The sequence below is a fragment of the Natronorubrum halobium genome, assembly GCF_051351675.1.
In the GTDB taxonomy this organism is placed as follows: domain Archaea; phylum Halobacteriota; class Halobacteria; order Halobacteriales; family Natrialbaceae; genus Natronorubrum.
This window is the reverse complement of sequence record NZ_CP195595.1, coordinates 23,702-43,074: the sequence shown is the minus strand read 5'-3', so window position 1 is coordinate 43,074 and position 19,373 is coordinate 23,702. Positions and strand designations below refer to the sequence as shown.

The window sequence follows — 19,373 nt, the reverse complement described above, 5'->3', positions numbered from 1 at the left end:
GTGATCCCCGCTCAATAAGCGTAGCGGGTAATATTACTTTTCGAAAGGAGGGTAGTCCTCGAAGTTCTAATAGGTTGGACGTGATCTCCGAACCGCTCCCGTGGGAACGGGGAAACGAGCGGTTACAGTCGTCGTCGCCGGTCAGCCAGCAGTCCCGGAACCGCTCGTTACTCCGCGGTTGTACGGTCGGTGTCGGTCTCGATCGTCCGGATCAGGTCTGCAACCGTCTCCCGATCGCGCTCCGGATCCACGTCGAGCGCAGCCGTCAGGTCGTCCCCATCCCCGTCCGTCGTTCCGTCTTCGTCGAGGACGTCGATCCCGTTCTCGAGCGGCAGAATCCCGCCCGCCATTCCGAAACTCGTCTCGGTCGGCCAGACGGCGATGTGCGCCTCCGCGTCGATCCGTTCGCCGTCGGCCGTCGTCAGGTCGGGATCGACGGGGTAGTCCACGTCGAGGACGAACCAGGCACCCTCGGCCCCGTTCGTCGCCTCGAACTCGAGGGTGTTTCGGGTCCCGTCGACGGTCAGGCCCTCGTCCTCGAGGGTGGTAACGAACTGCGACTTCGCTTTCGGCGCCGCCTTCTCGAAGGCCGATTCCGGTGCCATCCCGAGATCCGAAAGCGACGGGGAAACGCTCACGTCGACGGTGAACAGCGAGCGGACCGGAATCTCGCTCGCGCCCACCGCCGCCGGCCGGTCGGCGGCGTCGATCGGTTCGTACACCGTCGTCTCGGCGGTAATCGACGCGAGGAGCACGCTCGATTCGCCAGTCCTGGTTCCCAGTGCTCGCCACGACTCGGCCAGCGACGCCGGCAGGTCGATCGTCATCGCTCCCACGTATGCGGCCATCGCCTTTCGCTCTGGCGGTCGTCACGAGTCGCGGGAGACGTCGTGCCGAGACGGACTCGAGCAGTCCCGACTCACCCTCCGACCACCGTCCGGTCACTGCTGGTGGCGAACGCGAACCGATCCGTCGGCGGTCACGCCGACGATCAGCGGCGTCGATATCTCGCGGCCCGACACCGCAGTGCCCGCGGCGTCGCTGACGACCTTCATCAGATCCGGCGCGGTGTGACCGACCTTGACCCCTTTCTCGTCGCAGGCCTCGTAGACGAGTTGCGGGACGTCGTAGAGGTCGGTTCCCTCCGGGACGCGGACGCGAACCGGTGCACGGAGCGCCTCCGCGAAGGCGACCGTCTCGCGAGCCTTCTCGAGGTTTTCGCGTCCGCTCGACTCGATCGAAGAGACGTTCGCCCGCGACGTCCCGAGCGCGTCGGCGATGTCCGCCTGCGAGGTGCCGCGTTCGCGAAGGGCGAGCACCTGCGCCTGTCGGCGCGTCAGGACGCTCGTCTCGGCGTCGAACCCGATCTCCTCGAGCAGTGATTCGACCTCGTCGATCACGGCGACCACCGCCTCCGCTCGAGCAACCGTGGCCCCTCCCGTTCGGTTTCGCGTGCGCACATAGTCGTACAAGACGGTGGCGGGATCAAAGCTTCCACGGTCCGATCGCTCCCTCGAGTCGTCCGCGAGTGACCGCACCCGCGGGGCCCGAACCGGCCGAACGCTATATGCCGGTCGCGTGACTGACAGCAGTCATGAACGTTGCCGAGGCCGCCGACACCTGCGAAGACGTGCTCGCCGAGATCGGAACCGCCGTCATCGGCGAGCGAACGCTGTTCGAAACGATCCTGACCGCCGTCGTCGGCCAGGGTCACGTCCTCGTCGAGGACGTTCCCGGGACGGGGAAGACGCTGACCGCCCACACGCTCGCGACCGCACTCGATCTCGAGTTCACCCGCATCCAGTTCACGCCGGACCTGTTGCCGGCCGATATCACGGGGACGCACGTCTACGACGAACACGCCGGGGAGTTCTCCTTCGAGCCCGGACCGATCTTCGCGAACGTCGTGTTAGCCGACGAGATCAACCGCGCGCCGCCGAAGACGCAGGCCGCGCTGCTCGAGGCGATGGGCGAACGCCAGGTGTCGATCGGCGGCGAGACTCGCGATCTGCCGGAGCCCTTCTTCGTCATCGCGACCCAGAACCCCGTCGAGCAGGAGGGGACGTTCCCGCTGCCGGAGGCGCAGGTCGACCGCTTCATGGTCAAGACCGAGATGGGGTATCCCGACCGCGCGGGCGACCTCGAACTGCTCGACCGGCGGGCCGACCGACAGTCGCGGACCCCCACCGTGGGGAGCGTCGTCGACCGGGAGTCGGTGCTCGACCTGCAGGGGGTTCCCGAGACGGTCACCGTCGATCCCGCGATTCGAGCGTATCTCGTCGACGTCTGCCGGGCGACGCGAGACGACGAGCGCGTCGACGTGGGCATCTCTCCGCGCGGTCTCCAGCGACTGTTCGAGGCGAGTCGCGCTCGAGCCGTGATCGCCGGCCGGGACTACGTCGCTCCCGAGGACGTTCACGCGGTCGTCAACGCCGTGCTGGACCACCGACTCGTCCTGACGACGGAGGCGGACGTCCGCGGCGTCGATCCGCGCTCGATCGTCGAGGGCGCGGTCAACAGCGTCCCGGTGCCCTCGATGGACAGCTGAGAAGGGCGACGACATCGGTGCGGAGTGCGGTCGAGAGCGGAAACTCGATCCGGTACGGAGTGCGGCCGAGAGCAGAAACTGGATCACTGACCGCACCGCGTTCCGAACGGCCGTCGAACCGCCGACAGCCAATAGCTATATCAATCGGTGCCTCCGAGTGTTCGGTGCGCGGAGACTGCGCCACGGTGGGAAACGCGCCTCTGACACGCGGTCCCTTCCGTGTCTCACTCGGTAGCGAGCGTTCCTTGGTGGGGGACGCTCCGACTGAGTGTTTTTACAGTGATCGATCGGTCAGGTCCATCGGACAGGGGTGACTCTTCCGCGGCAACGGATCGCCGAAAGATGGGGTCAGACAGCCTCGGTATCAGTACTCGAGCGTCCACCGCTCGTCGTCCTTCGCGGCGAGCACCTCGCTAACGCCGTCCGACAGCCGATACTCGTCTCTCTCGCGAGCCACGGTCCCGGCCCGTTCCAGGTGCTCGAGGTGGGCGTACGACTCCCCCGGTCCGTGCAAAATGTGGATGCTCTCGAGTTCCCCGAACAGGTCCGCGCTGACGGTCCACGTATCGCAGGGTCCCTTCCGATCCAGCGCGTCGAGTACCCGAAACGCGCGTTCCTCGTGGTGGTCGATGATGTACTGGGCGCGAGCGGCCGGCTCGTCGATCGGGTCGCGGTGGCCCGGCCACGCGCGGTCGTAGTCGGCCTCGACGATGCCCTGCAGCGCCCGAAGGTACTTCTCGAGCGGATTATCGACGCGCACGTCCGCGCCGCCGACGTTCGGCGTGTAAACGGGCAACAGCGCGTCGCCGGAGACGACCTCTCGGCGGCCGTCGAGCGTCGTCTCGAACATCGAGAGTCCCGCCGCGTGCCCGGAGGTGTGGACGGCCTCGAGGTCGTGGTCGTAGCCGTCGAGCGAGAATCGCTCGCCGTCTTCGAACGTCGTCACGGTCGGCGACTCGTTCGTGCCGCCGGCCGACGCCATCCGCTCGATGAGGACCGCCTGTTTCTCCTCGGGCATGCCCCACTGGTCGAAGTACCGCTTCTGCAGGTCGTGCATCGCCGCCCAGGCGTCCTCGTCGCCCTCGATCAGCGGCGCGTCGGCTTCGTGGGCGTACACCTCGGCTCCGCTCTCGGCCTGAATCACGCCCGCCAGCCCGGTGTGGTCGCCGTGCCAGTGGGTGAGGAAGATCCGATCGACGTCGGCGAACGCGAGCCCGCGCTCGTCGAAGGCGGCCTCGAGTTGCTCGCGAGTCGTCTCCATCCAGTCACCGGTATCGATCAGCACCGTCTCCTGCCCGTCCGCGAAGAGGTAGGCGTTGTTGTCGCCCTCGAACGCCGAATTCGACAGCGGAATCCGATCCATGGAATAGTATCGCACGAGTGATGAGAAAACTGTTGTGACCGCGGTCACCCTCGAACCGACACCGGCCCTCGAGTCAACACCATCCCCAGGTCGACACCGACCCTTCAACCGACCCGGGTCACCCGCGAAGCGTCCACGTCACGAGGAGGACGGCGACCAGCCCGGTACCGACGGCAACCGCGGCGTGGCCCGGGTCGGTGATCGAGACGTCCGTCGCGACCCACCGGTAGACCGTGATCGTCCCGCCGGCGACGACCGCCCCCGTCAGCAGCGAGCCGCCGACGTGGACGAGTTCCGCCCGCAGCGTCGCCGCCCCGCGGCCCAGTTCCGTCCGGACGCCGTCGGCGTACTCGCCGATATCCCACAGCACGAACGCCCCCGTCGCGGTCAGAATCGCGGGCTCGACCTGCCCGACGATCGTGAGACCGACCGCGAGCAGGAATACCGACCCCGCCGCGAGCGCGGCCCCGATCGCTCGCGTCGGAAGCACCCGGACCGAACGCAGCAGCGTCACCGACCAGAACACCGACGAGAGGGTGACCAACGCGAGCACGAGGATCACCGCCGCCAGCGCGAACGCCGGGAACGCGCCGATCAACTCGACCACCGACGGCGGCGCGCTCCCCTCGAGCAGCCCCGCGAGGTCCGCCTCCAGTGCCGTCTCCGAGAGCGATCGGGCCACCACGAGCGCGACGAGCGCCCCGCCGACGGCCGGCGCGAGCAGCCCCGCGAGGACGCGAGCAACGGCGCCGCCGAGCAGCCGACGACTCCACTCGAGCAGCGCGAGCGAGAGCGCGACCGCGAGAATCGAGAGGAGCACGAGCCGCAGCCCCGAGGACGTGACGAGTGCCGCGAGGAACTCCCCGCCGGGCGCAGGGAGCTCCGTCCGAAGTTCGCCGGCTTCGACCGGCCTCGTCTCGAACCGCTCGCTCACCGCGGCCGCGGCGAACGCCGCGACGAGCGCCGCGAGCGCGCCGCGGAACAGGAGTCGACACGCCCGGCGAGCCCGGCCGACGCCGTCCGCGAGCGATCCGCGACGATCCGGCGGCAGGAGGCGCTCGAGGGGCAGGTATCGGAGCGTCCGGCTCGAGACGACCGCCGCGACGAGCAGCAGGCCGGCGGCGGAGACGACGGCCCACGGGTCGGTTCCGGCGACGACGAACTCGCCGACGACACCCAGCACGTCTATCGCGGCCGTGCCGGCGCGCTCGCGAACGTCGGATTCGGGGAGCACCCGGAGGACGACGACGGCGACGACGCCGGCGGTCGCGAGCATCGTTCCCGTCGCACCGCGGCGTACGCCGCTCGAACCGAGTCGCTCCCAGGAGACGAGCCCCGCCCCGAGCGACGCGACGACGAGCGCCCAGACGGAGAGACCGGCGAACGCGCCGACGCCGGAGGACGTGAGCGCCAGCGCGCCGGCCAGCAGCGCCGGCGAGGAAACGAGTATCGCGACGGGGACCGCCAGGGCACCCCCGAGTCCGCGGAGGAGCGGGCGCTCGCTCGCGAGCAGCACCGCAACCAGCGTCGCCGCGAGCCCCGCCCCCATCGCGAGGGCGGCCAGTTCGAGTCCGAGCAGCCGCGAGCCGACGAGGAGGCCGATCGAGAGCGTCCACGCGATCGTCACCACGTCGCTCGCCGTCGGACGGGCGAGCGCACGCCAGAGTCCGCGCTTGACCGCCTCGAGTGTGTGTTTTCCCGTCTCGAGAGCCACCTCTCGCGTCGACCTCGAGCGGGAGCGATCCGATCGTCTCGTTCCCGGCGCGTTTCGACTCGCCGTCCCGTGCCGCGTCGTACCCCGTTGCGCCGTCCCCTCGTAACCACCGGGTGACCCTGCGTCGCTCACCGCGATCCACCTCCGGAGCCGGCAGCGCGAAACCCTCGAGCCAGCGCGACCGAAATCGGCTCCTCGCGGTCCCAGTCGACGACGGCCGCTCCGAGACCGCGGAGCGCGTCGGTCCGATTGGCCCGCTCGAGGCCGGCGATCCGCGCACCCGGAGAGGGCGCTGTCCCGGCACCGGTCGTCACGTCGGGCGAGACGACCGTGACCGCACGGCCGCGGGTTCGGAGCGACTCGACGATATCGACCGCCTCGTCGTCGAGCAGCGGCGTACAGAACGCGACCTGTGCGCGAGTCGGGAGTCGACGCTCGAGGTCGGCGACGAGCGACCCGTTGTCGGACGGACCGCTCGAGGGGGCTCGCTCCGGTCCACTCGGCTCACCGCCGTCGGCGACGGGGCGACGAGAACGGGACTCGCGGAAAGGTGTGTCCGTTTCGGAGCCGGACGGCCGCGCGTCCTCGAGCGCGTCGTCGACCTGCCGTCGAACGTCGCTCCCGGAACCCGGCTCGACCCAGCCGTCGCCCGAAAGCGTCGCCAGGCCGGTCCGGTTGCCGTCCTCAAGCGAGGCGACGACGCCGCGCGAGGCGGCGTACAGCGTGAGATCGAACGAGCCCGGGCCGCCGTCGGGAACGTCGCAGTGGTGCTCGCGACGGTCGTCGATCACGAAGACGATGGTGACCGCCCGCTCCCGACGGTACTCCACGGTCGCGAGGTCGCCCGTCCGGGCGAAGCGGTACCAGTCGATCCGGTTGATCGGATCGCCGCGGCGGTACTCCCGCGTCGAGAAGAACTCGATGCCGCTGCCGCCGTCGTCGGTCGGCGCCTGTCCGACGAACTGGATCGTCCGGTCCCGAAACGGAAACGCGTCGAGCAGCGTCTCGCAGGCGAAGCGGCTGTCCCCGTCCGGTTCGCACTCGGCGGTCGCGACGGCCGTCGCCGGAAGCGAGCGCACCCGAACCGTCGTCGGGCCGAACTCGTACTCCCCCCGCGGCGGCGTCAGTTCGTACTCGTGGCTCGCGGTCTCGCCCGGCGACACGGCCGTCGCGAACGCGGGCGATCCGGCCGTCACTGGGACGTCCCCCGGCGGAGCGTCCACGATACGGACGTCCGGCACGACTCGCGATCCGTCGTTCGTCACCGAGATACTCACCGTCAGCGACTGTCCCGGCCGAACGCGGCTCTTCTCGAGCGAACGCTCGAGTCGCAAGCCGGAGTTCGGATCTGTCCCCAGGGCAGCCTCGAGGTCGGCGTCGACGGTGGAATCCTCGGAACTGCCAGAATCGTCGAACGTATCGGCGTCCTCGTTGCCCTCATCATCGGACTCGCCGTCACTCCCGTCTTCGTCCCCACCGGCGTCGGCGTCGAGACTCCCGATATCGGGCGTCGCACTCGCCTGCCCGACGAGGACGAATCCCAGCGCGACGACCGCGAGGAAGAACAGCGACGGGATGCCGACTGTGACCGCGAGCAGGCACGTCGTGAGTGCGACCACGAGGGCGGCCTGCCAGCGCGCCTGCCGGCTCGTTTCGATCACGCCGTCACCCCGTCGGGCAGTTCGTCTTCCGTCGAGTCCGTCTCCCGTACCGGTGGCCCCGCAACCGTCGCCGCCGACTGCAGCGTCTCGATCTCGTCGAGCGTTCGCTCGAGGCTCCGCTCGAACGGATCCGCGGCACTCACGAGGTCGATCAACCAGAGCCACAGCGGGGTCGAGGGCCCGTCCGCGCCGGCGAGAAACGCGGCGGCGCGCGGATCGTCGGTCCACGTCCCGGCTTCGATCGCGGCCATCGCGTCGTGGTCGGCGATCCCCGCGCGGTTCGCGTAGGCGGTCGCCGCGATCGGTCGCAGCGACTCGAGCAGCGCCTCGCGCGCCCCCTCGCGGCTGTCGCGCGGTTCGTCGTCGTAGGCCGTCGCGAGGCCGATCCGCTCGTCCGCTGCCGCGCCGACGACCGACTGACGGGAGGGCCGTCCCCCGGGCCGGTCGTCGTCTCTCGACTCCGTTCGGTCCGGAGATTCGTCTCCGACGAGCGGCGTCGTGGACGACGGGCGAAATCGGCCGCCGATACCGATCGCCGGTGCGAACAGCACGAACAGCACGACGAGCGCGAGGACGAGCAGTCCGGGATCGACCCGCTCGAGCAGGGGCCGGAGTTCGGGTACCCGCTCGAGGAGGAGCGCCGGCCGAAAGGCGAGCACCCCGCCGACGGCGACCAGTATCGCGCCGAGGAGGGTAACGAGTGCGAGCCCGGTCGTCGACGGCGTTCTACTCATCGGTCGCCCCGCTCCCGCCCGGTTCGTCCGCGGTCTCCGCGTCCGCCTCGAGTTCGGCACGGAGGCGCTCGTGTGCGGTCGTCGTTCGCTCGAAGTAGGATTCGGGGTCGCGCTCGCCGTACTCGACGTCGCGGAACGAGTCGGTGATCGTCTCGACCGGTTCCGCCGGCGCGCCGGCGTCCCTGGCGCTCCGTGCGACCTCCGTCGGCGTCACCGTCGCGACGCGTCCGCGGTACATCGGCGAGGCGTCGATCACGCTCTCGAACGCTCGTCGGATACGCTCGCGTGCGGTGACGCGAATCTCCGCGTCCGTCCCGCCGGTCGCCCCGTCGCCGCCACCGAACAGGGACCTCCGTACGGTTCGAACGCGCGTTCCCGCCGACCGGAACGCATCCTCGAGCGTCGTCAGGACGAGTCTCGGTAGCTCCGCGATCGAACGCAGTCCGCGAAGCGCCGAAACCGCTCGCTCGAGCGCCTGCGAACAGGCGACGACGCCCGCCAGTGCGAGCGAGACGATCCGGCCGGGAATCGAGAGCAGCGTGCCGATCGGGTTCTCGCGCGTGTAAAATACGTAGGCGACGACCAGTACGGCGACCGCGACGAGCGCAGTCGTCACGACCCCATCGGAGAGGCCCGGAACCGAATCCGTGAGCCCCGAATCGTCGCCACCGCTGTCTTCACCGGCCGCAGTTTCGTCGTCCGCGTCGTCGCTCGAGTCGTCCGTGCCGTCCGTATCGTCGCTCGAGTCGGCCGTCTCTGCGCGTTCTCCGCTCGAGTCGTCCATCTCCGTCTCGGCTGCCGTCTCGTCGTCACCCCAGTCGGCGTCGTCGTCGGCAGACTCCGTCTCAGCGTCGCCCGTTTCGTCACCCGAATCCGTCTCAGCGTTGCCGTCGCCACTTCCGGAGTCTTCGTCGCCTGTCTCGTCCTCTCCATCCACCGGCTCGTTGCTCTCTCCGTCGGTACCATCCGTACCGCCGGTACTGCCGTCGCCGTCTGCAGTACCGCTCCCCCACTCGTCGCTCTCGGTCTCGTCCGTCTCCCCGGAGTCGGTGTCGTCTCCCTCCCACCGTTCGCCACCGTCCTCGGGATCGCCGTCCCCATCGGCGTCACCGTCGACCGTCCGGTCGCCGCCGTTCGAACCGACTTCCTCTCTCTCGGGTTCGGCACCGTCTTCGTCGGCAGCTTCCATGCCATCGTCACCGTCGTACTCGTCCTCCAGATCGTCCGCGGTGAGTGCGTCACCGAACTCCCCGCCGACGCCGGACTCCGCGAAGTCACCGTCACCGCTCTCGTCCGTTCCGGCAGTTGGGTCCGCATCTTCGGAGCCGCCGACTCCCGCCGGATCGACACTCGAGCCGCCGTCGAACGCCGCGAACAGTGACGCGAGCCCGTAGAGTACGCCCTCGGCGATCGGGTTATCGAAGTCGGCGGCACGATTCGCAAGCGACGCCGCGGGCGTACCGCCGGCGTCCATGACGGCGGAACCACCGCTCGTTTCGCCACCTGTCCGATCGGTGTCGTCACTCTCGCCATCAGCGTCGATACCACCCGGAAGCTGTTGTGCCGCTTGTGTCGACGGCTGACCCGGTTCCCGGTCGTCGCCATCGAAGAAGTCACTCGCCGGCGAGTCCGACGCCACCATCGGCATCGCACTGGCGGCGAGCAGTAACCCGAAAATCGCACAGCAAACGGCACTGATCGCGAGTAGTCGTCGTCCGTTGTCCGATCCGCTCCCCATTAATCGGGCTACAGTTGATCGAACTGGTACTTACGTCTTGTTGCCACGACCGCGGCGAAAACGGCGAGTGCTCGATGACTGTCCACTCATCGGGGACTCGAACTCCCTTACGAGCCCCAGAAGTTCTCGCGACTTCCGAGCCGTTCACGCTTGTCGGCTGCAGATTCCCGCTTCCCGTCGTCCGTACCTTCGGAATCGTCCCCGTCAGCGTCACCGCCGGCATCAGTGTCGGAGTCGTCGCCCTCGTCGGCTTCCTCGCCCTCCTCGTCCGGGTCCATCGGGAGGAGTTCGAGTTCCTCCGCACGGGCGTGATTGCTGTGGACGCGCGTGATTTCGACGCGAGCGCGAGCCTCGGGGAGGACCCCATCGACCATCACGATGAAGCCGTCCTCGGTCCGACCGACGCCGGCCCCGCTTTCGTGCATATCGACGACGTCGACGACGACCTCTTCGCCCGGCTTGACCGGCTGGGTCTTGAGGTCCTGGATCGGCTGGCTGTAGTGGTTGCACCACTCCTTGCCACCCCGATCACCGTAGTGTTGACACCCCATTCCCGAGATCCGCTCGGAGAAGCTCGGACAGTCGTCGGCAAGTGGACAGTCTGCCATACTGTGTCCTACCAGTGGCGTCGTTAAACCGTTTCCGTCTCGTAGACGGGCGTTCGTTTCGCCGATCTGAAGCGGCCATAGAGAAAACGCTGGTAGTGATTTTTCGAACGTCCGGCAGATATCGTAATACACACCGGACGTATTAGCGAAAGATGGTAAATGAACGAAACCCATCTGAAAGCGCGTTTCGAAAAGATTTACGGTACGGACGTTGCAGTGATTGATGATGAAAATCCTCGTTACGGTCAAAGAAGTCGCGACCGTCGAAGACGAGTTCGAGATCGAGGGGACTGAGATCGCCGATCAGTACCTCGGCGCCGACCTCAACGAGTGGGACGACTACGCCATCGAAGAGGCCGTCCAACTCCAAGAGGAGGGCGTCGCCGACGAAGTCGTCACGGTCACCATCGGGTCCGAAGAGTGTGAACAGACCATCCGCCAGGCGCTCGCCAAGGGTGCCGACCGCGCCGTCCGCGTCTGGGACGACTCCCTCGAGGGCGTCGACCTGCTGGACGTCGGCGCGAAGACGGAGATCCTCAGCGCCGTCGTCGAGGCGGAGGATCCCGACCTCGTGCTGACGGGCGTCCAGGCCGGCGACGACAGCTTCGCCGCGACCGGCGTCTCCGTCGCCGAGAACCTCGGCTACGAGTGGGGCGCCGTCGTCAACCACCTCGAGCACGACTTCGAGGACGACGTCGCCTCCGTCCGCCGCGAACTCGAGGGCGGCGTCGAGGAGCTCACCGAGATCGAGCTCCCGGCGGTGTTGACGATCCAGACGGGTATCAACGAGCCGCGCTACGCGAGCCTGCGCGGCATCCGGCAGGCCCAGCGCAAGGAACTCGACGTCCAGCGCCTCGCCGACATCGGCGTCGACGAGAGCGCGATCGACGCCGACCTCACGCTGACGGACATGTACGAGCCCGAAAGCGAGAGCGACGCGACGATCTGGGAGGGCAGCCCCGAAGAAACCGCTTCCGAGTTAGGTGACATGCTCCGCGACAAGGGGGTGGCGCCATGACGGACGTCCTCGCAATCACGGAACACCGCCGCGGCGACCTGCGCGACGTCAGTCTCGAGGCGATCACCGCGGGCCGCGCGCTGGCCAACGAGACCGGCGGCGACCTGCACCTGGCGGTCATCAGCGGCACCGTCGACGAGTTCGTGGAGAAGGTCAACCGCGAGGGCGTCGACGCTATCCACACCATCGACCACGGTGAGGAGTTCAACCACGACGTCTACACGCAGGCGATCACCCAACTCTACGACGAACTCGCCCCGCAGTACGTCCTGACGCCCAACAGCGTCAACGGCCTCGACTACGCGCCCGCCATCGCCAACGCGCTCGATCTCCCCGTCGTCACCGACACCATCGGCCTCGAGACCGACGGCGAGACCCTGATCGCCACCCGCGAAATGTACGGTGGCAAAGTCGAGACCACCAACGAACTCGAGGGTCCAGCCGTCGCGACGATCCGGGGTGCCGAGTGGCCCGCCGCGGAGGGCACCGGCGACGCCTCGATCGAGGCCTTCGACGCCGAAATCGACGAGGACGCCGTCGGTTCGACCGTCACCGGCTTCGAGGAAGTCGCCGGCGGCGACGTCGACATCAGCGAAGCCGACGTGCTCGTGAGCGTCGGTCGCGGCATCGAAGAGGAAGAGAACATTCCGATCATCGAAGAACTCGCCGACGCGCTCGACGCGACGGTGTCGTCGTCGCGACCGATCGTCGACAACGGCTGGCTGCCAAAGAACCGTCAGGTCGGCCAGTCCGGAAAGGTCGTCACGCCTGACGTCTACATCGCGATCGGGATCTCGGGTGCAGTCCAGCACGTCGCCGGGATGAAGGGCTCGGATACGATCGTCGCGATCAACACGGACCCCAACGCGCCGATCATGGACATCGCCGACTACGCGATCCACGACGACCTCTTCGACGTGGTGCCGGCGCTGACCGAAGAGTTCCAGTAGGCGAGATCCGCGTGTCACGCGGATCTCGGGACCGCGAGCAGCGTCGTTCGAACGGAGTGAGAACCACGAATTGGCGAACGGGCTCGACGCGCCCGTGAGGAAGTGTGTGAGCGGCCATTTGTGATCGAGCGTATTTGGAAAAGCGGTCTGCGACCAGCGATTTCGTATCCGTTCGCGAAGTGAAGACGAGAAGAGTGCCGTTCGGAGCTGATTTCGAGCCGTTCACCAGTATTCACATGTGGCGTTCACTCCACCGATACTCACATTTGTCTTGTGAGTTACCTGTAGCGCGCAAAAATCGCGCAGCATACATCGCGTATTTAATATATTGTTTAGTGACTGTCCAGTACACCTATATACTAGTGATTAGATACGAATCCTATGTCAGTCCGACTGAAGCGCCGGAAGCTCCTGTCGGCCGCGGGCGTCGCTGGACTCAGCGGCCTCGCCGGTTGTCTCAGTAGTTTTTCCGGGCTCGACGTTCGTGACGCCGACGACGGAGACGGTGGCGGGACCGACCGAACACTCAAACTCGGGATAATGCAACCGCTCAGCGGTGATCTCGGCTCCGTGGGAGAACCGATCAGAGACGCCTCGTTACTCCCGGTCAGTCAGGTCGAAGACGAGATCGATCTCGAGATCGAGTACGAGGTCGTGGACACGGAGACGTCTCCGCCGACGGGCGTTCAGGGAGCCGCTCGCCTCGTCAGCGAGGGCTACCCGATGGTCAACGGACCGGCAGCCTCGGACGTGACGCTGCAGGCGACCCAGCAGGTACTCATTCCGCACCGAGTCGTCAGCTGTTCGCCCTCGGCGACCACGCCGACGATCACGGCCCTGAACGACGCCGGACTCGTCTTCCGGACGGCGCTGTCGGACTCGTTACAGGCGGTCGTCCTCGCGGAGCAGGCGATGACGGATCTCGGTCACGAGACGGCGGCCACGATGTACGTGAACAACGACTACGGCTGGCAGCTGAGTCAGTCGTTTACGCAGGCGTTTCGATCGACGCACGACGGAACGGTCTCGGCCCAGGTTCCGCTGAACGAGGAGAGCGACTCCTACGCCGCCGCGATCGATCGGGCCAGGGCGGACGATCCGGATCTACTGGTCGTGATCGGCTACCCCGAGACGGGGACGCAGCTGTTCACCGATCTGGGCGACGACCTCGACGAGATCGACGTGCTCGTCACCGACGGACTCCGAGACGGGGACCTGCAGGACGAGGTCGACCGTTCGCTCGACGGCATCCGCGGAACGGCGCCGCTGGTCGGCGGTCCCGGCCAGGAGTTCTTCGCCGAACAGTATCAAGCCGCGTACGACGCCGAACCGGGGATCTTCACGGCCCACGCCTACGATTCGACGGCCGTACTCTTGCTCGCCAACGCCTACGCCGGACAGAACGACGGGACGGCGATCAGAAACGCGATGCAGACGGTGACGAACGAACCCGGGGAGGTGATCGAACCGGAGACGCTCGCCGAGGGCCTCGAACTCGCAGCCCAGGGAGAGCCTGTCGAGTATCAGGGCGCCTCGAGCGCGCTGTCGTTCGACGAGAACGGTGACGCGATCGACGCGACCTTCGAGTACTGGGAGTTCGATCAGAGTGCGGACGGCGGTATCTCCGAAATCGACAGGGTGACGACCTAATGTCTCGACTCGCAAAGCTGGTGCCGTCGTTCATCAGGCGGCGATACCTCGCGAAGTTCGTGATCTCGATTCTGGTGGTCGTCCTGGTTATCGGCTCGGTCGGCGCCGTCAGTTACACCGCCATCGACGACACCGTCAGGGCCGATTCGAACGAGCAACTCGAGTCGACCGCCGAGTTGCAGGCGGACGGGATCGGCGAGTGGGTCGAGTCGATGCGCGTGCAGACGCGGACGGCGTCGGCCTCACAGGAGTTACAGGACGGCGATCCACAGGAGGTACAGGGTGAGATCGTCGAGGCACAGGCCCGGATGTCGGTCGACGTGCGGGCGATTCACTACGTCGACACCGAGACCGGCGAGGTCGTCACGAGCACGGACTCGGAACTCCGCGGCCAGTCGCTCGCCGACGTCGACGATCCGTGGGCGACGACCGACTTCCAGGGCGAACTCGCGTTCGACGACGCGGTCTGGAACTCCGAACAGGCCTACACGTCGCCGTCGCTCGACGATCAGGTGATGGCCTTCGCCAGTCCGGTTTCAGAGCGAGACGACCGCGTCGTCGTCGTCATCGGCACGCTCGAGTACCGCGTTCAGCAACTCCAGCAGGAGGGTGCGTCGTCGTCGACGGCGATCGTCGACGCCGAGGGAACGCCGGTCCTGCAGTCCGCGAACGCGTCGATCGACCAAACGTCGGTCGACGACGAGGCCCTCGAGGCCGCACTCGGTGGCCGACTGACGCGCGTCGACGACGGCGAGTTCGTTCGGGCGTACACGCCGGTCGGCGACACGCAGTGGGTCGCCGTCACGAGCGTCCCGACCGAACAGGCCTACGGCGTCGCGACCGACGTCGGCACCAACGTCATCGCGATGGTGCTCGTGAGTCTGGTCACGCTCGGACTCGTCGGGGTCGTTCTGGGTCGCCAGACGGTCGTCCCGCTGGCCGAGTTGCGCGATCGGACGAAGGAGATGGAGGAGGGGAACCTGGACGTCGATCTCGAGACGTCCCGGGCCGACGAGATCGGCCGGCTGTACGACGGCTTCGACAGCATGCGAACCTCGCTGCGAAATCAGATTCGGGAGGCCGAGGAAGCGCGGCAGGATGCGGAGCAGGCACGTACCGAAACCGAGACGATCAACCGCCATCTCGAGACGAAAGCGGACGAGTACCGCGACGTGATGGCCCAGTGTGCGGCCGGCGATCTGACCAAGCGACTCGATCCCGAAAGCGAGAGCGAAGCGATGGCCGACATCGCCCGCTCGTTCAACTCGATGGTCGAGGAACTCGAGGAGACGACCGCCCACGTCAAGACGTTCGCCACCGAGGTCGCGACGGCGAGCGAGGAGGTGACGACGAGCGCCGAGGAGGTTCGATCGGCGTCCGAGCAGGTGACGGTGTCCGTCCAGGAGATTTCCGACGGCGCGGACGAGCAGAACCAGCACTTGCAGGCGGTCTCGACCGAGATGAGCGGTCTTTCGACGACGACCGAAGAGATCGCGGCGTCGTCGAACGAGGTCGCCGACCTCGCCGAGCGGACGGCCGAAACGGGTCGGCACGGCCGCAAAGCGGCACAGGAGGCGATCGACGGGATGCACGAGATCGAGTCGGAATCGGCCGAGGCCGTCGAGGCGATTCAGGCGCTCGAGGAAGAGATGGAACAGATCGACGAACTCGTCGAGTTCATCTCCGAGGTGGCTCGCCAGACGAACATGCTCGCGCTGAACGCCAACATCGAGGCGTCGCGCGGCACCGCCGGTGGCGACGACGGCAGCGGGTTCGCCGTCGTCGCATCCCAGGTCAAGGAACTCGCCGAAGATACGCGAGAGACCGCCGAAGACATCGAGCAGCGACTGGAGCAGATCAACGAGCGGACCGACCACACGGCGACGGAAGTCCAGAAGACCGCCGATCGCATCTCGACGCACGTCGACTCCGTCGAGAACGCGGCGTCGGCGCTCGACGAGATCGCGAACTACGCGAGTCAGACGAACGACGGCGTGCAGGAGATCTCCGCGGCGTCCGAGGAGCAGGCCGCCTCGACGCAGGAAGTCGTCGCGATGGCGTCGGCGGCGACCGACATCTCCGAGACGACGGTACAGGAGGCCCAGCACGTCGCGGCCGCCGCGGAGGAACAGACGTCGGCGCTCGCCGAGGTGTCGGAGAACGCGAACTCCCTGGCCGGACAGGCGGCGCAACTGAGCGAGGCGCTCGACCGCTTCGAGACCGACCGAGGGGCGCGAGCCTGGTCGGCGAACGGCGACACCGAACTAAGCTACGAAGAGGGCACGCCAGCGGTCGAGGGAGGCGACGATAGGCCAGTTGAGACAGTCGGCAATGCATCGGTCGAGACGGGCGACGAACCGTCTCGCGAAGACGACCGGACCGAGACGGACGACGCGGATCCCGTCACGACCGGGTCAGACGCTGACGCGTCGGAGTCAGCGCAGACGGACCAGCCGTTCTCGTTCGATCGGGTCGACGAGCCCTAGGTTCGGCCGATCCGTCACCTACTTTGTACCCCCGTCCTAAGCGCTGGCAATGGAACGTCTGGAGCGTCGTCGGGCGCTGATCGAGGAGCGCCTCGTCGAGGTGATCGACGGCCTCGAGCCGGACTCGCTCAGGGAGGAAGTCCGCCACACGGCGCTCTCGGGCGGCAAACGCGTCCGGCCGATGGTCGCACTGCTAGCCTGTGAAACCGTCGGCGGGTCGGCCGAGGAAGCGGTGGACTTCGGCGTCGGTATCGAACTCGTCCACAGCGCGTCGCTCGTCATCGACGACATCATCGACCGCTCCGAACTGCGCCGCGGGACGACCAGCGCGTGGGCCGAGTTCGGCTACGGGCCCGCGATCGTCTCGAGCGACGGCCTGCTCGGGGAGGCGTTCGCCCTCTTCTCTGCGGATCCGAGGGCGACGCAGGTCGTCGCCGAGGCGATGGTCGAACTCGGCATCGGCGAGGCCACGGAGCTGTCGGCCAGACCGGAGACGGAGGAGGAGTACATGACGCTGGCGCGGCGAAAGACGGGCGCGCTCTTTCGAGCCGCCGCCGAACTCGGGGCCATCGCCGCCGTCTCGGATCCCGTGACCGTCGAAGCGCTGGGCGAGTACGCCGAACGCGTCGGGGTCGCCTTCCAGATCAGAGACGACGTGCTGGACGCGGTCGCCGACCCCGAGGAACTGGGTAAACCGACCGGCCACGACGCCGCCCTGGAGCGCCCGTCGGTCGTTCAGGTGACCGACCTCACCCCCGAGGAGGCCAACGCCCGCGCTCGAGCCGAATCCGACCGCGCGATCGAGGCCTTGGACCGCGTCGAGGTCGCCGACCCGGCGGCCAGAGACTACCTGCTCGAGTTAGCGGAGTTCGTCGTCGAACGCGAGCGGTAACCCGACGCGAGGCTCGCCTTCCCCTTGCATCTACGCGCACTCCTTTCCCGCGAGCGGTGTCACTACACGCGCTCGGTCTGTCTCGTCCCGTCGTCGGCCTCGTGGTCGCCCTCCGCCGTCTCCGAAAACCGTGACTCGAGAACGGCGAAGGTGAGCGTGCTCACGATACCCAGTAACGTCCCGACGGTCAGGGCAGTCGCGAGATAGTTGATCTCGACTTCGTTCAGGAAGTACGCGCTCACCGCGTGGAGGACGATCGCGATCGAGAGGACGTAAAAGGGCGCGTTGAGATAGCGCCACTCGAGACGCCCCGCGATGTACTCGTCGGTGATCTGCCCGAGACTGGTGGTGAGGCCGGCGGCGGCGACCCACTGGATCGAGCCGTAGACGAACGCGGCGAGCATGACCGGGGCACCGATCTCGTTTGCGGTGGTCTGCTGGACCTCCTCTAGGGTATTCATTCCGCTGACGCCCCCGAGCACGAACAGGGCCGCAGCGACGACGTAGGCGAGCAGGGTCGTGCGACCGGCGTACAGCGACCGGCGGCCGCGTTCGACGGCGTCGTCGAGCCGATCGCCGAGGCCGAGGCCGCGAGAGATGAGGTAGAGGCCGAGGAGCGCGGAGGTCGTCCCGAGCACGATGCCCGGCATATCCAGCACGCTCCCGATCAACGCGAGCGGGTAGATGAGCAAGAGGATTCCCAGCGGAATCAACACCGTCCCTCGCGTCTCGGGGTCGTTCAGCACCTGTTTGATCGTGTAGTACATCGACTCCAGGTTCTGGGCCTGCCGGACGACGACGCGGCGGACGCCGTCGATCGGAACGCGCGACCGGATGATCGGGATGACGGATTCGTCCTGTGCGCCGTCGGTGACCACGAGCGCGGTCACGTCTTCCGCGGTCGAGAGGCTCGCGAGGACCGTATCGACCTCGTCGCCGACCTCCCGGTTGGCCTTGACGTCGCCCTCGTCGTTCCCGGTGACGACGGCGACTTCGACGCTCTCGTCGCGCTCGTCGAGATCGTCGTAGATGTGTAATCCCTGGAAGATGACGTTGACGTCGGAGTCCTCCGGGTCCGCAGTCGCGAGGGCGACGGCCGCCTCCTCGACCGGGTCGCGACCGATGACCGGCGTCGAAAAGCCCGTCTTCCGGCCGAGGTCGTCGTCGAGGTCGACACAGAGGACCAGCAGCATCTGTCCGAACGTTCGAGCGCGGGGTATTTCCATCTTCTGGGGACGACAGAATTCTACACGACGGCTCGAGGACGACCCGCTCGACGGGGCTGCTCGGAGTCGCACGCCGATCAGTACGGCATCGAACTAGTCGCCGCGGGCGCGGTGTCGCGATTACTCCCCGACGGACGCGTTCTCGAGCACGGAGACCCCCCGAATTTCGAAGCGCGCACCGCCGCGGTCGCTCTCGCACGCGGAAACCGTCCAGCCGTGGGCCTCGGCGATGCCGTCGACGATCGCCAGCCCGAGACCGGTCCCGCCGTCGGCCGTCGTGTGTCCGAACTCGAATATCTCGTCGGTATCCGTCTCGAGACCGGAGCCGTCGTCCGCGACGTAGAACCCGGCCGTCGAGTCGTCCTCGAGAGAACCCACGGTAACGGTCACGTTGCTTTCACCGTGTTCCACTGCATCTCCAGAACCATCAGGTTTTGAATGGTTCGTCGAGCCGTGCTCGACGGCATCCTGTTGAGCGCGCGACGCAGGGCTCGTGGAGCCGTGCTCCACGCTGTCGTCGGCCTGTGGCCGACTGCTCGTGGAACCGTGTTCCACGCTGTTCCGAAACAGGTTCTCGAACAGCGCCCGTACCCGGCCCTCGTCTGCGGTGATCGTGACGTCGACCGAACACTCGAGCGTCGCACCCGCGGTATCGACGGCCTCCCAGGCTTCTCGGACGAGTCGCGAGAGGTCGACGGGTTCGGGATCGCCGACGGTCCGACCGTGACGGGCGAGCGAGAGGAGATCCTCGATCAGTTCGTCCATCCGTTCGAGCGACCAGCGGA

Annotated in this window: 16 protein-coding genes; 6 read left to right on the top strand and 10 right to left on the bottom strand. The window is 67.3% G+C overall.

Translation table 11 applies throughout. From position 1 onward, the window contains the following. Nucleotides 1-167 precede the first annotated feature (167 nt). Both ACSFC7_RS00200 and ACSFC7_RS00195 read right to left on the bottom strand, forming a co-directional pair. Nucleotides 168-827 (bottom strand): hypothetical protein, encoded by a 660-nt coding sequence (locus tag ACSFC7_RS00200; protein ID WP_436348035.1) that lies wholly within the window; start codon nucleotides 825-827, stop codon nucleotides 168-170. 114 nt (nucleotides 828-941) lie between these two features. Next, nucleotides 942-1,400: a Tfx family DNA-binding protein gene (locus tag ACSFC7_RS00195; protein WP_436348034.1), complete on the bottom strand. Its 459-nt coding sequence runs from the start codon at nucleotides 1,398-1,400 to the stop codon at nucleotides 942-944. 194 nt (nucleotides 1,401-1,594) lie between these two features. Here ACSFC7_RS00195 and ACSFC7_RS00190 point away from each other — a divergent pair, with 194 nt between their 5' ends. Next, entirely contained in the window at nucleotides 1,595-2,548 is a 954-nt protein-coding gene (locus tag ACSFC7_RS00190) for an AAA family ATPase (protein WP_436345667.1), read from the top strand. Nucleotides 2,549-2,912: 364 nt separating this feature from the next. Here the strand turns inward: ACSFC7_RS00190 and ACSFC7_RS00185 are convergent, their stop codons facing one another. From ACSFC7_RS00185 to ACSFC7_RS00160, 6 genes are all read right to left on the bottom strand, one after another. Beyond that, complete coding sequence (locus ACSFC7_RS00185) at nucleotides 2,913-3,911, bottom strand: MBL fold metallo-hydrolase (protein ID WP_436345666.1); 999 nt, start codon at nucleotides 3,909-3,911, stop codon at nucleotides 2,913-2,915. Between the two features lie 118 nt (nucleotides 3,912-4,029). Continuing rightward, the gene (locus ACSFC7_RS00180; protein ID WP_436345664.1) at nucleotides 4,030-5,625 is read right to left on the bottom strand and encodes a DUF7519 family protein; all 1,596 of its coding nucleotides are present in this window, start codon (nucleotides 5,623-5,625) and stop codon (nucleotides 4,030-4,032) included. A 128-nt stretch (nucleotides 5,626-5,753) separates the two neighbouring features. Next, complete coding sequence (locus ACSFC7_RS00175; RefSeq protein WP_436345663.1) at nucleotides 5,754-7,286, bottom strand: DUF58 domain-containing protein; 1,533 nt, start codon at nucleotides 7,284-7,286, stop codon at nucleotides 5,754-5,756. Next, nucleotides 7,283-8,020 (bottom strand): DUF7269 family protein, encoded by a 738-nt coding sequence (locus tag ACSFC7_RS00170; RefSeq protein ID WP_436345661.1) that lies wholly within the window; start codon nucleotides 8,018-8,020, stop codon nucleotides 7,283-7,285. The genes ACSFC7_RS00175 and ACSFC7_RS00170 overlap by 4 nt, the downstream gene beginning before the upstream one ends. Further along, the gene (locus ACSFC7_RS00165; RefSeq protein WP_436345660.1) at nucleotides 8,013-9,758 is read right to left on the bottom strand and encodes a hypothetical protein; all 1,746 of its coding nucleotides are present in this window, start codon (nucleotides 9,756-9,758) and stop codon (nucleotides 8,013-8,015) included. Before ACSFC7_RS00165 ends, ACSFC7_RS00170 begins: the two co-directional genes overlap by 8 nt. Before the next feature lie 107 nt (nucleotides 9,759-9,865). Then, the gene (locus ACSFC7_RS00160; RefSeq protein WP_436345658.1) at nucleotides 9,866-10,366 is read right to left on the bottom strand and encodes a TRAM domain-containing protein; all 501 of its coding nucleotides are present in this window, start codon (nucleotides 10,364-10,366) and stop codon (nucleotides 9,866-9,868) included. A gap of 226 nt (nucleotides 10,367-10,592) precedes the next feature. On the opposite strand from ACSFC7_RS00160, the gene ACSFC7_RS00155 reads away from it, so the two are divergent. The 5 genes from ACSFC7_RS00155 to ACSFC7_RS00135 all read left to right on the top strand — a co-directional run bounded on the left by ACSFC7_RS00155 (nucleotide 10,593) and on the right by ACSFC7_RS00135 (nucleotide 17,362). Continuing rightward, the gene (locus ACSFC7_RS00155; protein ID WP_436345657.1) at nucleotides 10,593-11,384 is read left to right on the top strand and encodes an electron transfer flavoprotein subunit beta/FixA family protein; all 792 of its coding nucleotides are present in this window, start codon (nucleotides 10,593-10,595) and stop codon (nucleotides 11,382-11,384) included. Beyond that, nucleotides 11,381-12,334, top strand: a complete 954-nt coding sequence (locus ACSFC7_RS00150; RefSeq protein ID WP_436345656.1) for an electron transfer flavoprotein subunit alpha/FixB family protein — start codon at nucleotides 11,381-11,383, stop codon at nucleotides 12,332-12,334. The genes ACSFC7_RS00155 and ACSFC7_RS00150 overlap by 4 nt, the downstream gene beginning before the upstream one ends. 381 nt (nucleotides 12,335-12,715) lie before the next feature. Beyond that, a complete protein-coding gene (locus ACSFC7_RS00145; protein ID WP_436345654.1) occupies nucleotides 12,716-13,984 on the top strand; it encodes an ABC transporter substrate-binding protein in 1,269 nt (422 codons plus the stop codon). After that, nucleotides 13,984-16,470, top strand: coding sequence for a methyl-accepting chemotaxis protein (locus tag ACSFC7_RS00140; protein ID WP_436345652.1), 2,487 nt, complete (start codon nucleotides 13,984-13,986; stop codon nucleotides 16,468-16,470). The genes ACSFC7_RS00145 and ACSFC7_RS00140 overlap by 1 nt, the downstream gene beginning before the upstream one ends. A 49-nt stretch (nucleotides 16,471-16,519) precedes the next feature. Continuing rightward, nucleotides 16,520-17,362 (top strand): polyprenyl synthetase family protein, encoded by an 843-nt coding sequence (locus tag ACSFC7_RS00135; RefSeq protein ID WP_436345651.1) that lies wholly within the window; start codon nucleotides 16,520-16,522, stop codon nucleotides 17,360-17,362. A gap of 62 nt (nucleotides 17,363-17,424) precedes the next feature. Here the strand turns inward: ACSFC7_RS00135 and ACSFC7_RS00130 are convergent, their stop codons facing one another. Next, the gene (locus tag ACSFC7_RS00130) at nucleotides 17,425-18,555 is read right to left on the bottom strand and encodes a DUF373 family protein (RefSeq protein WP_436348033.1); all 1,131 of its coding nucleotides are present in this window, start codon (nucleotides 18,553-18,555) and stop codon (nucleotides 17,425-17,427) included. A gap of 153 nt (nucleotides 18,556-18,708) precedes the next feature. Beyond that, entirely contained in the window at nucleotides 18,709-19,353 is a 645-nt protein-coding gene (locus ACSFC7_RS00125; protein ID WP_436345649.1) for a sensor histidine kinase, read from the bottom strand. Between the last annotated feature and the right edge of the window lie 20 nt (nucleotides 19,354-19,373).

What these genes read in the sequence shown, in the direction of transcription:
- ACSFC7_RS00145 (WP_436345654.1), top strand. Translation starts at nt 12,716, where the DNA reads ATGTCAGTCCGACTGAAGCGCCGGAAGCTCCTGTCGGCCGCGGGCGTC.
- ACSFC7_RS00190 (WP_436345667.1), top strand. Translation starts at nt 1,595, where the DNA reads ATGAACGTTGCCGAGGCCGCCGACACCTGCGAAGACGTGCTCGCCGAG.
- ACSFC7_RS00165 (WP_436345660.1), bottom strand. Translation starts at nt 9,758, where the DNA reads ATGGGGAGCGGATCGGACAACGGACGACGACTACTCGCGATCAGTGCC.
- ACSFC7_RS00155 (WP_436345657.1), top strand. Translation starts at nt 10,593, where the DNA reads ATGAAAATCCTCGTTACGGTCAAAGAAGTCGCGACCGTCGAAGACGAG.
- ACSFC7_RS00135 (WP_436345651.1), top strand. Translation starts at nt 16,520, where the DNA reads ATGGAACGTCTGGAGCGTCGTCGGGCGCTGATCGAGGAGCGCCTCGTC.
- ACSFC7_RS00125 (WP_436345649.1), bottom strand. Translation starts at nt 19,353, where the DNA reads ATGGACGAACTGATCGAGGATCTCCTCTCGCTCGCCCGTCACGGTCGG.
- ACSFC7_RS00140 (WP_436345652.1), top strand. Translation starts at nt 13,984, where the DNA reads ATGTCTCGACTCGCAAAGCTGGTGCCGTCGTTCATCAGGCGGCGATAC.
- ACSFC7_RS00200 (WP_436348035.1), bottom strand. Translation starts at nt 827, where the DNA reads ATGACGATCGACCTGCCGGCGTCGCTGGCCGAGTCGTGGCGAGCACTG.
- ACSFC7_RS00185 (WP_436345666.1), bottom strand. Translation starts at nt 3,911, where the DNA reads ATGGATCGGATTCCGCTGTCGAATTCGGCGTTCGAGGGCGACAACAAC.
- ACSFC7_RS00130 (WP_436348033.1), bottom strand. Translation starts at nt 18,555, where the DNA reads ATGCTGCTGGTCCTCTGTGTCGACCTCGACGACGACCTCGGCCGGAAG.
- ACSFC7_RS00150 (WP_436345656.1), top strand. Translation starts at nt 11,381, where the DNA reads ATGACGGACGTCCTCGCAATCACGGAACACCGCCGCGGCGACCTGCGC.
- ACSFC7_RS00160 (WP_436345658.1), bottom strand. Translation starts at nt 10,366, where the DNA reads ATGGCAGACTGTCCACTTGCCGACGACTGTCCGAGCTTCTCCGAGCGG.
- ACSFC7_RS00170 (WP_436345661.1), bottom strand. Translation starts at nt 8,020, where the DNA reads ATGAGTAGAACGCCGTCGACGACCGGGCTCGCACTCGTTACCCTCCTC.